4 protein-coding genes are annotated in these 14856 nt (G+C 55.8%); 1 reads left to right on the top strand and 3 read right to left on the bottom strand.

What is annotated here, in order from left to right:
• Positions 1 to 291: 291 nt before the first annotated feature.
• The 3 genes from QZ511_RS05385 to QZ511_RS05395 all read right to left on the bottom strand — a co-directional run bounded on the left by QZ511_RS05385 (position 292) and on the right by QZ511_RS05395 (position 10355).
• Positions 292 to 3330 (bottom strand): TonB-dependent receptor, encoded by a 3039-nt coding sequence (locus QZ511_RS05385; RefSeq protein ID WP_295800093.1) that lies wholly within the window; start codon positions 3328 to 3330, stop codon positions 292 to 294.
• A 599-nt stretch (positions 3331 to 3929) separates the two neighbouring features.
• Positions 3930 to 6848 (bottom strand): TonB-dependent receptor, encoded by a 2919-nt coding sequence (locus QZ511_RS05390; protein WP_295800096.1) that lies wholly within the window; start codon positions 6846 to 6848, stop codon positions 3930 to 3932.
• Positions 6849 to 7508: 660 nt separating this feature from the next.
• Positions 7509 to 10355, bottom strand: a complete 2847-nt coding sequence (locus tag QZ511_RS05395) for a TonB-dependent receptor (protein ID WP_295800099.1) — start codon at positions 10353 to 10355, stop codon at positions 7509 to 7511.
• 977 nt (positions 10356 to 11332) lie between these two features.
• On the opposite strand from QZ511_RS05395, the gene QZ511_RS05400 reads away from it, so the two are divergent.
• The gene (locus tag QZ511_RS05400; protein ID WP_295800102.1) at positions 11333 to 14770 is read left to right on the top strand and encodes a LamG-like jellyroll fold domain-containing protein; all 3438 of its coding nucleotides are present in this window, start codon (positions 11333 to 11335) and stop codon (positions 14768 to 14770) included.
• The last annotated feature ends 86 nt before the right edge of the window (positions 14771 to 14856 follow it).

A 14856-nucleotide genomic window follows, 5' to 3' on the forward strand; every position in this document is an offset into this window, starting at 1 on the left:
AGTAATGTGGTGTTCTTCGAGGGCAATTACACCGAGTACCACGAAGATTTTGTGGCGCGCAACGGGGAGAATGCTACGCCGCATCGGATGCAGTACAAGAAGATCAAGACCTGATTCACACAGGCAATCAATAAAGAGCCCGCAACTTGCGGGCTTTTTTATTTCTCTCACTTTTTCTGACACAAATAAAAAAGCCCCGATCAATTGATCGGGGCTGGTAAGCGACAGCTGCCCTGAAAGGCTCCCGTTACAGGAGCGATTCAGGCAGCTGATCTGACAAGTTGCGGCTTATTAGAAGTTCAGAGTCGCAGACAGCATTGCGTAACGGGGAGTCTGGTAAGCCAGGGGCACCCGGTAAGTGTTGCTGACGGTGTACGGAGCATCTTCTGAAGTCACATCCAGCTGGGTCGCCTTGTCTTCGTTGAGAGCATTGAAGACCTGCAGGCTCAGACTCAGCTTGTTATCCATAATGGCCGGAGTGTAAGTCACGCTCAGGTCCAGGTTGCGGGTCCACGGAGTACGCTCGTCACCCGGCTCTGCCACGCTGCCGAAGCAGGTGTGGTAGCTGGCACCGTAACCAACGGGGTCACCAGCTTCGGACGCTTCGTCGATTTGGCCATTCGGATTGAAATAACCCAGGCAGCTGACCGGCATACCGGACATGATGCGCGCGTTGGCACCCACCATCAGCTCTTCGGTGATCATGTAGCTACCGCGGATCTTCAGCTGGTGGCGACGGTCGTTTGCCAGGTAGCCGTCGGAGAACTGCATCAGCTCAGCAACGTCCCAGTCCTGGGTCTTGGAGATATTGTCCTGACCGAACTCGGATTTCACCTGACCCTCGGTGTTACCCTCGAGCGTGCTGTAGGTGTAGTCAACACGCGCTTCCCACTTGCCATCGAACTCACGCTCGAGGAACAGGTCAAAAGCCTTGTACTGACGCTTCAGGTCGGGCATACCCCAGTCATCGGCGGTCATGGTTACTTCGGTACGGGTACCGTTAGGGTTACCGTTTTCGTCGAAGTTGGCCATGCTGAAGGTGTTGCTGCCACCCGGGTTGAACATGTAGCAGTACTGCCAATCCACAGTGTTGTAGTCCACGCCCATTTCGCCCAGCTTGTCGATCATGCGGTAAGGGTCGCACACATCGTCAATACCTGACTTCAGGTCACGGAAGGTGAACTTCGCACCGTAAGTCCAGTCGTCACCCAGGGTCTTCTCGAAGCCCACCAGGTACTCGTCCTGGTACATGTTTTCCAGGTCGGACGGAGCGAATGCCAGCGGATCGATTGCCTGGCCGTATTCACCGTTGGCAGAAACCGGGCCCGGGCCCAGAGCGGTCAAGCCGGTAGGCGCACCAGTCTCGGAATCCACACCGCTGTACGTGAAGTACTCACGAGTATAAGTAGAGGCGGAAGCACCACGGATCGCAACGTTATTCGGCATGGCCAGGTAATAGCGACCTGCGTTGGCGTAAACCTTCAGAGAGGAATCGCCGAATACGTCCCAAGCTGCGCCCAGGCGAGGTGCCCACTGGTCGTCAGATTCCAGGTAGGGGTCGCCATCCAGGTTGTAGTTGGTGAACTTATCGTTACGCAGACCCAGAGACAGCATTACCTCATCGGTCACCTGCCAGCGATCTTCGAAGTAGTACGCATCCTGGTCCAGCTTCATGCTGGTGGCGTCTTGGTAGATATAGCTCTGTACGTAGTAGCCATCGCCACCGGGAGCGCCGACGTTCAGGGTAGCGTTGATCGGTGCACTCGGATCCGCCGCACGGCTGTAGATCCACACATCAGTCAGCTGCGAGGTACCCTCGTTTGCGGCTTCAAACGACATATTGTCGATACCGAAAGTCAGAGCGTGGTCACCCAGTACCCATTCCAGGTTCAGGCGGTAGCCTTCGGTGGTGTCTTCACCGTCACGACCACGATAGCCACCAGCGCGGTTTGCCACCGGATTGTCACCGACAATGCTCGGGTCCTGGTTGGTGTAAGCGGAGATGTATGGGTAAACCGCGTCACCAGCCAGCTCATTTTTGTAGCTGAAGTCGCCGCGGCCGTACATCGCGTTCAGGGTCAGGTTCTCGGCCAGGAAGCCGGTATAGTTCAGGATCTGGAACGCGCTTTCATTGGTATCAGAGTTGGGCGCAGCTTCCAGTCTTTCACCACGGGACGAAGTCTCGAAATCCCACTCGGTGTAGGTACCGTCCCAGGTTTCCTTTTCACCCATGTAGGTGTATTCCAGCAGGTGATCACTGGTAATGAACCAGTCCAGCTTGGCGTAGATCTTGCTGTTTTCGCTTTCGGCGTCGGTTACCCGCGGAGCTGCTTCATAGGTCGGAGCGTTTTCCGATTCGCCCATCTCGGTTTCGGTGGAGACAAATGCAAACAGCTTGTCCTGAATCAGCGGACCGCTGAAGTAGGCGCTGTAAGTATTGCTCCAGGAGAGGTTGTTCTTGCCGGGCTCACGCAGGGCACCAACGATGCTCGGGTCGGTATATTCGTAGCCTTCCGGAAGATCCATACTCTGGAAATAGGTGTCGGGCTTGTCGGATTTCAGACCTTTCGGTTCGAATACAACCTGTGCACCGTAATGCCACTCGTTGTCGCCACGCGCACCAACCTGGTTGATTACGCCACCAGAAGAGCGGCCGTACTTGGCGCCGTAACCGCCGGTGTAGGTTTCCTGCTGGTCGATCGCACCGAACGGCAGGCTGAAGCCACCCAGGTTGGAAAGCGGATCATTGGCCAGGAAGCCGTTGATGTAATAGGCGTTTTCGGAAATACCAGAACCACCGAAAGAAACCATGTTACCGAAGTAGCCGCTGGCACCGGCGTTGGCACCCGGGGCCAGCAGAGCAATACTCTCTGCGGAACGAGCGATCGGCATGCGCTTCAGATCGTCAGAGGTAATCACGACGCGAGCGTCAGTTGAAGTAACGTCGATCGGCGGCAGGCCTGCTGTGCCGACAACTTCCACAACTTCCATCATGGCGTCTTCGCCGAAAGAAGCATCGGAGCCGGAACCAACGCGCACAGGAACGCTGCGTGTGCCAACGGATTCGCCGTCTTGTTCAGCAGTAACCACGTATTCGCCAACCGGCAGAGAACCCAGGTTATAGCGACCGGATTCATCTACGGTGACAGTGCGGCTAAAGCCACTTTTGTTCTTAACGACGATGGTAGAGCCAGCCGGCGCAGAACCGTAGATAGAGCCGGTAGTACTCTGAGCAAATACTGCCGGAGCACTGGCAATTGCTGCAGTACCGATGGCCAGAGCCAGGGCACTGCGAGCGAGGTTGTGACGCAGATTGCGAGTAGAACTCATATAGAGACCCCCTTTGGTCTTCGTTTTTTTTGAGCTTGTCGTGTATGACCGCCCCCCAGCGGCCATATACCCAACACATACCCCTAACGAGCAAAACCCCCACCCCCTCCATTTGCATTCCATCCTGTCATTTAGCCATATTCGTCCATTCCTGTGCAGATAAAAAATATATCCGTCATAAATTCAACGGCAATAAAGAAAAACTGTCACAAATAAAAGGGAAAAATTTGGCGCGACGTCCCACGCAACTGCAAAGCGCACCGCAATGAAGCGCCAAGAGCCCCACCACGAGGCGCGAGATATAAAAATTGAAATTATGGAAAAACTGGGACAAACAAAATGTAAAGAAGACCAGAAAGAAATAAATAACCTAAAATAAAGAAAAAACTGAAAAACCTTCCTTATTTTAAAAAAGTTTATTTGGCCATTAAAAAAATGTACTTTCGGCTATTTTTTACTCAAGAAAACGCACAGCAACAGAACCGGGAGCTAAATAAAACCCGCGCTTTCACCTGGTTTGTAAGGACGAAAACAAAAGCGGGAGGCTATGCCTCCCGCTTTTACTTACATCATGTATTGACGCTTACGTTACGTGACTCTTAGAAAGATACGCGTGTACCCAGGTAGAACCGACGTGGAGAAACCCACTCAACCGCCTGGCCAAAGCCGTACTGCCCGTCGCCTGCGGTCAGATCCTGCTCGCGAATACCTGCCTGGTCATCAAATACGTTGAAGATATCCAGGAAGAATTCCGCCTCGTAACCTGCCAGTTGGTAAGAGTACTTCACACGAGCGTCCAGGGTTCCATAAGAGCTGGCGACATTGGAACCAACCGCATTCTCGTCTACCCAGACTGACTCAACACCGCCGTACTCGTACGTCTCTCCCAAGTCGGGCAGGTGACGACCTGCAACCGACCAGGTATTGCTGTAGCGCAGACCTGAGTTCCAGTTGTATACCAGACCCAGCTCAATGCCATTGCTAAAGAAGTAAGAACCGGCAACCTTGAACAGGTGCTCGATATTACCCGGCTGATCGCCCCACATACCCGGCGCGCGCGGATCCAGCCAGAGTACATCGCCCTGGAAATCGGCATTACCGTCAGAGTTGGAGTTACCTTCGGCCAGGTTGTACGTATAGGAGGCCAGCATTTGCCAGTTATCACTACGACGCTTGCGGAAGGTAAATTCCACACCCTGGTACTCGCGCTTGCCACCTTCGAGGGTCGCAATTACGTAGTTGGAGTCCGGAATTTCACTGTAGCCGAAGTAAGACAGCGGCAGAGTGAAATCTCCAGCGTGCGAGGGATCAGTGTAAAGACCGAGATCGTAGTCTTCCAACAGGTCCTCGGATACGCGGTTGGTGTAGGTCACCTCGGCACTCATGTCATCACCAAAGGTCATCGCGTAACCGACCAGGAACTCGTCGGTATACGGAGTTTTAGTGCTGGGCGCGAAGAATGCGTCCTGACCAGCCTTGGTGCCGCCACGGGTACGGTATGTCAGCCAACGATCACCAACGAAAATCTGCTCCTCACGCACGGAACCGGTAAGGGTACCCGCGAAGGAAGTCATATCGGTACGAATCGGGTCGTAATAGCGACCGTAGAAGCCCCATACCTTGCTGCTGCCATCACCGTTGATGTCATAGGTTACGCCGACGCGCGGAGCGATTTCCCAATCAAACGTATGAATGTTGTCACCGGTAGTCGCGAAGTGCTCCCACTGCTCTGCGCGCAAACCGAGGTTTACGCTCCACTTGTCGTAGTTCCAGCTGTCCTGAACATAAAAGGCGGAACCTTCGGTTTTCAGGGAGTATGGTGCCGTCTCGGTCTGGGCGATACGGTACACGTTGATGGAATCACCCGGGTTACCTGCGGAGCTAGCAAAAGTCAGCGCTTCCAGTTCAGCATTGCTGATGGTACCGCTGCTATCGGTATCCAGCAGACCCAGGTAATACGCGGAATCCGCGCTCTCGGTCATGGCGTCGATGATACGTGCGTAGTCGTCAGTTACCAGCTCAACCGGACCAGTCCAGCTTCCGCCCGTCAGATCAGCCACAGTAACACCGCTGTTGGCCATCGAGATAGATGAATACTGAGCCCCATCACCACTATAGAGGCTATTAACAAAGCGCTCATTTTCCGTGAAGGTGTAACCTGCTTTCAGCTCATGGCTACCCCAATTCGTATCCAGGAAATACTCGAAGGTGGCAGCCCACATATCCTTGTTGCGGAACTGGATAGTATCGGAACCGTAACCGCCGCGTTCGATATTCTCCAGTGTCGGGTTACCGCCCATGTAGGCAACATCATTGCGGGTAGACTTGTCCGCAGCAATACTACTGATTTCGCCTTCGTGACTCGCGGCCTCCAGAGTCAGGATCATATTGTCCCAGGAGTGCGAGTACTCAAGCTTGTAGTTATCGCCACCTTGTTTCTGAGCGCGGTCGCGGTTGTTCAGAGTCGCGGTTTGCTGAGAACCGCTGATCTCTGTCGGGTCGTTGAAGAAGGTGCCAACAAGCTTATCGTTTTCGGTCGCCTGCCAGGTCAGCTTGGCAAAGCCCAGATCGCTGGTCCGCTTAACGGAGCGCATGAATTCGCTGGTATCCGGGTTGAATACGTCGTCTTCACGCTCCTTTATCTGGTAAGAAGTAAAGAACCACAGCTTGTCCTTGATGATCGGGCCACCCATGGTGAACGCGCTGTCAAAAGTCGAAAAGCTGTTACCTTCAACGTGCTTGTTGTCAGCAACCAGACTGTCATTCTGCGTATAGTAGTTCACGGAACCGTGGAACTCGTTGCTACCCGACTTGGTGACAACTCGGGAAACCAGGCCGGCACCACCTTCGTACTCCGCCGGCATACCCCCGGTCAGGACGTGCTGCTCCTGAATAATTTCGGAGTTCACGTTGGCGCCAAAAGTACCGGTCACATTGTCGGTAACATTGACGTTGTCGATGTAATAGAAGTTGTCGGAAGAAGAGCCTGAGGTGCGGCCCTTGGAGTCCACCGCATCGGAGTAGTTAACACCGGATTTGGAAGAGGGGTTCCCTCCAATTGACGGCTTGGTGCCCGGCGCCAGCTGCAGGTAAGACTGATAGTCGCGCCCTGTCGGCAGGGACTCGGTCAGATCCAGGGTAATATCCTGGCCAACAATGGTAGAGGTAGAATCCACCATCTGCACCTGCTGACCAATCACCGCAATCTCTTCTATGCTCTCACCCAGAGAATTCAGCTCATAGTTGAGCGCGTAGCTCTGCCCGGAAACCACAAGTACGTTTTCGCTCTTAACTGGCTGGTAACCGGTGCCACTAATTTCTACTTCATATTTGGCGGAAGGATCCAGCCCCATCAGGCGGATTTCGCCATTTTCGTCAGTCACCCCTTTTTTGGCGGTCAAACTCTCCGACGTGTGGACATCCACCACCGCACCTGCAACTGGATTTCCTGCCGCATCCGTAACAGTAATGCGCAGCGCACCAGTATCTGCAAACGCAGATCCGCAATAAACTGTCATGCCGATAGTTGCTGCCAGTAACCCCTTCCTGAATTTATTTTTCAATTGTAACTCTCCTGTTTTTCTATGGATCGTTAGGCTTCGCAATCACCCCTAAAGCCTGGAAGTGCAACGATATAAACAGCCACCCCCAAGTAACCGTTCACATCTCCCAACACATAAACTTCAACGAACAGGGAGCGAAAGCTCTCAATTGAGAAATGTTCAGAATTTAACCGCCCGTTTTACAAGCGACTGTGCCATTAAAGGAGCAACGATCCATTGCCCTGCCGAAAATCTAAAAACTTACTTAAAGCTCAATAAGTTACAAATAATTGCAGCAAAGGCCCGGTGAAAACCCGGATATTGATCTTTTATTACATACACCAAACCGGGAAGAATAAAAAAATCAGCAAGACAGGATATGCGATTTAAAAAATGAAATAAGTAGGGATAAGCACCTAACAATCTGACAAAATCAGTTACATTTATTGCTTATCGCAGAGTTGTTTTTATTTGCGTGCAATTAAACGCCATTTCTTGCGCGGATTTTCGTTAAAGAAGTCGCACACACAAAACCCACCCTTACCTTTCATATCGATCAACATGCGTTCTCCGAAACAAAAAAGGCAGCCCGAAGGCTGCCTGCAAGGAAGGTCGCGGTACTAGTCCACGGAGAATTTAGAAGGAGTAACGGGCGCCCAGTGCGAAGGTACGGCTGTAAATCGCGTTGCCGAAGTTGTACACGGTGGGATCCTCGTAGTAGCTCTGATACTCCTCATCCGTCAGGTTGGTTGCATCAAAGGTGAAGGTGAGGTTGTCCATTACGTCGTAGCTGGCCTGGAAGTCCAGACTGGTCTCGCCATGGCGGTATACGCCCAGCGGGTTGGCAAACTGACGAGCCTCGTAGTTGTTGAGGAAGTCATCACGCCACACGTATGAAAGACGCATATCCAGGTCGTTTTTGTCGTACGCCAGTACCACGCTGTAGGAGGTGTCGGACACACCGAACATCGGGGTGGAGTCAGTACCAACCTTCTCGCCCTCATCGTTGTATACCGGAATCTGCTGGTCGGAGTCCAGCGCGGTAAAGCTGGCCTGAATACCGAAACCGTCCAGCAGATCTGGCAGGTTCTGCGGGAAGTAAACTACACCCAGTTCCAACCCTTCGAGCACACCGTCGGAGGTGTTGTCAGGCTGGGACAGCACATACGGATAAGGCTCGCTGGCATCCGGGGCCTGGTACATCACCCGGTTGACGGAGTCGTACACCAGACCGTCGATATTGCGACGGAACAGGGTGCCGTAAAGCGCGCTGGATTCTGCGAAGTACCACTCCAGGGAGAAGTCGAAGTTCTGGGACTCCACCGGCTGCAGGTCCGGGTTGCCACCGCTGGCGGTACCGTAGCCAATGTTGGTCACGTCATCGTAGTAGTAGATGAAGGAGTTCAGCTGGAAGAACTCCGGGCGACGCACGGTTTCGGTATAGGCGAAACGGGCCATCAGGTCATCGGTCAGGTGATAGCGCATCACCAGGCTCGGCAGCAGGTTGGAAACGCTGGTGTCGGCGGTGCTCTGCGTGTCCAGGTCGATATCGTAGAACTGCATATCGGTGTCTGCGGTCACGTAGCGCAGGCCAAACTGACCGTCAAAGTCGCGGTTCAGGAACTGGGTTTCGAACTGTGCTTGCGCGTATACCGAGGTGGTGGCCTCGTCGATCTCGAAGGTCTTTTCCAGTGCCTCGGCTTCCAGGCCGTAGAGCTCGCGGAACTCATCGCGGTTGTTGTAGATGTAGTAACCGTCCGGCACTACCCAACTGGTCGGGATGTCTGCACGACCATCGAAGAATCCTTCGTTGACGTAGGCCAGGTCATCACTCAGGTCACTCATCGGGCGACCCAGGAAGGCATCCTGGCCGCGGGTGGTCTCGGAAGCACCACGGCTGTCGTGACGCAGGCCAAACTTGACCTGGTTGATCGGCCCGAACTCAACGTCCAGCTCACCATCGAAGGTAACGGTGAGCGCATCACCCTCGCGGCTACCGCCGTTGTCATACAGCTGGGCGACATTCCACTGGGAGGTGTCAGTGAGATCGCTCTCGTCGATATCCGCAGTGGTCGGATCGTCGTAGTACTCCAGCGCCGGCAGGCCACCGTTGTCGTTGAAGTCGACACCGATGCCATAGGAAACGCGGTCGATACGCATGGCGAGGAAGTCGGTGGTGTATTCACTCTCCTGGTAAACCACTTCCGACTTGATGCGGAAAGTATCGGAGATGTCCTTGTTGCCCCCCAGTGCAAACACATAGCTGTCGGTCTGGGAAACGGTCAGGTCACCGCTGGCAAAGCCGTACGGGTGATCCACGTCGCGGCGCTTGACCACATTGGTACCGGGGAACAGCTCCACTTCGCCACCCATGGGCAGACTGCTGTTGTCACCCCACCAGTCTGCAAAGGTGAAGCTGAGGGAGTTGAATGACTCGTTGCGGTAACCGTTATAGAAGGCTTCCACATAGTATTCGGAGGTTTCGTCCGGGGCCCACTGCACGGAGACGTTCGCTGCCGGGCGCTCGCGCTTACCGGTGAAGTCGCTGGCAAAGATGGCGTCACGGCCGAGGATATAGGGTACTTCCTCGCCGTTCATGGTAAGAGTGGAGCCTTCGCCGTAGGGCAGGCCGCTTTCCAGGCCCGGAGCCCAGATGGGGTTTTCCGCGATGGCTTCATTTTCAGGGGTGTCCGGGTTATCTCCCCGGGACAGGAAAACTCGCTCGTAGGCTGCCCAGTTGCCCGGTACACCGTCAACATCGGCAGTCACAAACGGCACCACGGCACCCGGGGTGATGCTCTGGTCGCGGTAGTTGGTTTCCGCGTAGGAGACGTTCACCAGTGCGCCGACGCGGCCAATACCGGTCTCCCAGGTGTTGCTGAACAGGCCGCTCAGTACCGGGTCGGTAGAATCCGCCTGTTCCTGGTTGATGCCGCGCGCGGCCAGTACAACCTTGCTGCCGTCGAAATCAAACGGGCGCTGAGTGTGAATATCGATCTGGCCGGCGATGCCGCTTTCCAGCTGGCTGGCGGAACGGGTCTTGTATACGTCCACGCCTTTCAGCAGGCTGGCAGGAATATCGGCCAGTGCCACGGAGCGGCCGGAGGCGGTAAAGATCTGGCGGCCATTCACGGTGGTGGTAACGTCGGTAAGGCCGCGAATGGACACGGTATTCACTTCGCCGGTTCCGCGGTCAGTGACCTGAACACCGGCAACCCGCTGCAGGGCCTCGACCACGTTGTTGTCGGGGAATTTACCGATATCTTCCGCAACGATGGAGTCGACGATCTCGAACTTCTGCTGCTTGATATTGATTGCTTTTTCGAGACTCGCCCGCACGCCGGTAACCACTACCTCTTCCAGCGCCGAGGATTCATCCATCTCTGCATCGTAGCTGGTGTTCTGAGCCTGAACTGCTGCACTGAAACCACCGAACGCAGTCACCATCGCAATAGATGAACTGAGTAGATGTCGCTTGAACATAGTTTCTCTCCCATCAGGGGTGTTGTTATTGTGTTGCCGGACCGCAGGGAAGGGGGTTATTGCCACCCCTGCGATCTCCGCGCAAAAACCTCAGCGCGGTATCCCGCCAGCGGCCTCCCATCTACCGAAACCTGCAACAGGTTTGCGGCAATTCGGGAAGGGGGTACTGGCACTACGGGTCAGAGAGCGCTCGTTGAACGCGTAACCCATCTCGGTTTCGGGCAGGAGAGCGCCGTTTCGGGGCACGGCCATAGAGGAAGGGCGCACGGAAACCGCCAGGATACTGGCAGCGGGCACGCGGGTGATACGCGGCTCGATCATCGCTCAACCTCTTCTCTCAGAGTCTTTATTATTTTCGGCGCCGGTTAGCCGGAGCTCGGTTTGTATTGCACCCTTTGGGTGCAGGCCCGGAGTTACCCTCCAGACCATTTGTATTATGATTGGCCATGCTAGCCACTAAATCTGGGGGCGTCAACGGGGAAAAACGCAAATTTGTTATACTTTATGACCTATTATCCTGCATAACGCGCAGTAGCTGACTTACCGACACCCGCTTCCCCCGCCAATGGTGGGGAAGTCTGCACCAAGACGGGGTTAACACCCGCTTTTCTGCCCCCTTTCGGCCAATATCTACCGTTTTCTCCGGATTCCCCGCGACCTGTGGCATCAACGGGAAAGCGTCCGGTGGCACATATTTCCTCAGAAACCGTACAAATAATCAACAGATTCTGGTTCATCACGCGCCAGACAGGTCACAACGGCCGCAAACACAGCCGTGAACGCAAGAGCTCGCCACAAAATATTATTGTAATACCATACCTCCATTGGCAAGATTGGGCCTCCCCTGGCCGGAGCGACCAGCCATCTGTGGCGATCACTGCTACCGGCGCCCTTTTACGTGCATAGGTTTTGAGCGCGGCGGGAGGGGAAATAGCGGAGAGAAACTCCAGATAATAAATACAAGAGGGACACCACCCATGAAGACCTTCAACCGGGCCAGCTGCCTGGCCGTTGTTATATCCACCCTTTTATCGACCACAGGCTGTTTCGATTCCGGCCCCGGAGGCGGCGACAACGGCGGCCCCATCCTCAAGCCTGAGCCACAACCGGAACCTGAGCCCGAGCGCGAACTGGTGCCGGATACGGCAGACCCCAGTGCCGACGCCAGCGTGATCGCCTACAACGATATGGGCGTACACGACCCATCGGTGATCCGCGATGACGACGGCACCTACTATGTGTTCGGCTCTCACCTGGCCGCGGCCAAATCCACCAACCTGATGACCTGGGACTTTGTCGCCGAAGGCGTGAACGACCAGAATCCCCTGTTCAACACCTACGCCAGTGAAATATCTGAAGGCCTGGAGTGGGTCGGCGGCCACCAGGGCTCCTGGGCGGCAGACGTCATCAAGCTGAATGACGGCAAGTACTACTTTTATTACAACCACTGCGCCAACCCGGCGAGCGAGGCCGGTGACTGCAACGCCCCGCGCTCTTACCTCGGCGTCGCGGTAGCCGACACCATCGAGGGACCCTACACCGACCTGGGTATCTTCATGCGCTCCGGTATGACGCCGGAAGAACTGGCGGCAGGTTATGGCCCCGACGGCTTCACCGGTGCCGAATACGACCCCAGGATTCACCCCAACGCCATTGACCCGGATGTCTTCTATGACAAGGAAGGCAAGCTGTGGATGACCTATGGCTCCTATTCCGGCGGTATCTTTATCCTGGAAATGGACGAAACCACCGGCAAGCCCGTGCCGGGTCAGGGCTTCGGCAAGCACCTCACCGGCGGCGACCACAGCGCCATCGAGGGCACTTACATGCTGTACAGCCCCGAGAGCGACTACTACTACCTGTTTATGTCCTTCGGCGGCTTTGTCTCCACCGATGGCTACAACATCCGCATTGCCCGCTCCAGAAACCCCGACGGCCCTTTCCTGGATGCCGAGGGCAACGACATGGCCGAGGCCCGCGGCAACTGGGACAGCATTGCGCCCTACGGCGTAAAGCTGATGGGCGGCTTTGAATTTGAATCCGATGTAGGCGACTCCGTTGCCAGTCGCGGTTACCTGGCTCCCGGCCACAACTCCGCCTACTACGACGAAGCAACCGGCCAGCACCTGCTGATCACCCACACCCGCTTCCCCAATCGCGGTGAGCAGCACTCGGTGCGGGTACACGAGCTGTACGTGAACGCGGACGGCTGGCTGGTGGCCTCGCCACAGCGCTATGCACCGATCGATGGCGACAATATCGTCGACAGCAACGACCTGAACGGCACCTACAAGTTCATCAACCACGGCAAGGACATCAACCGCACCGCCAAGCAGACCCTGTACGTCACCCTGAACGGCGACGGTACTGTCAGTGGCGAAGTGAGCGGTGGGTATGTGCACGACGTTGAGAATCCGAAGCTGATCCATTTCAGCCTCGATATCGACGGCACCACCGTGGAGTACGAAGGTGTCACCCAATGGCAGTGGAATGAAATGTCCAGCAAGCTGGTGCCGGTATTCAGTGCGGTTTCAGGCAGCGGGGAATCCATCTGGGGTTCCAGAATGGACAACCTCAGCGATTCGGAAGCCATCGCCAATATCAGCGATGCCCTCGCCCTGCCCACCAGTACCACCGACAACAGCCTGCAGCTGCCCGTCCGCGGAACCCGCGCTGCCACCATTTCCTGGAGCAGCAGCAATGAGCGGGTCATCAAGCCCGACGGCAGCGTGGTGCGCCCGAATGTGGGAGAAGGGGATCAGACGGTCACCGTTACCGCCGATATCGATCTCAACGGGGTGATCAGCAGTAAAACATTTGATGTCACCATCCCGGAACGCCAGCCCTACAACCGCACGGCCTGGTTCCCTTTCGAGAATGACCTGACCGAGTCCGCCGGCCGCCTCGACCCGGGCACGGCAACCGGTGACCGCATCCACAACAGCGGAAGCATCACCTATGCCGCCGGTCAGGATGGGCAGGCGCTGCAACTGGATGGCAGCAACGGCGTACTGCTGCCGGAAGGCCTGATCAACAACTACGAATACACGGTTTCCTTCTGGACCAACCCCACCGTGATCACCGGCTTGACCACCGCCTTCTTCGGTGCGGTAAACGAACAGACCGACGAGAACGGAGTGCCCTTCTCCAACAACTGGATCAGTTTCCTGCCCCAGAGCTGGGACGAAAACACCATGTTGTGGAGCGGCAGTGAAGCCTGGTTCGACGGCTCCGCGGGCGAACGCATCCCGGAGGGCACCTGGACCCACATGGCTTTCTCGGTCAACAAAGGGCTGGTCAGCGTTTACCTGAACGGCGAACAGAAGTTTTCCGGCGGCAACCTCAGCGACTTCTTTACCGGCCCTGACATCAATGGTTCCGGCGGCAAGTTCGCCCTCGGCGTCAATTACTGGGATCTGCCCTTCAACGGCATGATCGATGAGCTGAAAATTTATGAAGCTGCGCTCACCGCCGAGGAAGTGAGGTTCCTGGATATCGACAACAAATCCGATGCGGAACTGCTGGCTTCCGCCACTGCGATTCTCGACCTGGGCGACCTGTCCGCGGTCGCTGAAAGTCTGCAGCTGCCGGTAACCGGGCCCTACGCCGCCGCGATCAGCTGGAGCTCATCCAACCCCGCGGTCATCGAAGTGGCCGGTGACACCGCCCTGGTAACCCGCCCGGAAGGTGCGGATGCCGAGGTTACCCTCACCGCCACCCTGACCCTGAACGGCGCCCAGGACAGCAAAACCTTCAACGCCACCGTAAAATCCACCGGCCTGCCGGAACCTGTGGCCCACTACAGCTTCGAGCAGAACCTGGATGAGTCTACCGGCAACTTCGGAGCGGGCACCGTGGTCGGCAAGCTGATTACCGAGGCCGGGGGCACGATTACCTATGCCGAAGGCGTGATCGGGCAGGCTGCGAACTTTGACGGCGCTTCCGGCATCCTGCTGCCGGACGATTTGATCACAGATCACAACTACAGCTTTACCCTGTGGCTGAGCCCGTCGGCACTGACCGCCTACACCACGAGTTTCTTCGGCTGGGCCACTGACAGCAGCTGGATCAGCCTGCTGCCCAATGGCTTCGGTGAAGACACCATGTTGTGGTCTGGTACCGCCTGGTTTGACGCCAATACAGGCATCCAGATCCCGCAGGATGCCTGGAGCCAGTTGGCCGTCACCGTCGACAACGGTGAAGTCAGTGTATTCATTAACGGTGAGCGCGCGTTCTCCGGCAGCAATTTCCCGGATGTTTTCGGCCCGGCCGCGGAACGCCATTTTGCGCTGGGTGTGAACTACTGGGACACACCCTATGCCGGTATGATGGATGAAGTGAAGGTCTACGACTACGCAGTGTCCGCCGACGACGTCGTCGCCCTGTACGAAGCGGAGTTGCTCAGCGAACAGTAATGTTCCGCACTTTCAAGGGCGCTCTTCGGAGCGCCCTTTTTCGTTAAACAACAGGAACGATCAGATTCATGACTTTTGGGAAAATA

Source organism: uncultured Microbulbifer sp. (assembly GCF_913055755.1).
GTDB lineage: Bacteria > Pseudomonadota > Gammaproteobacteria > Pseudomonadales > Cellvibrionaceae > Microbulbifer.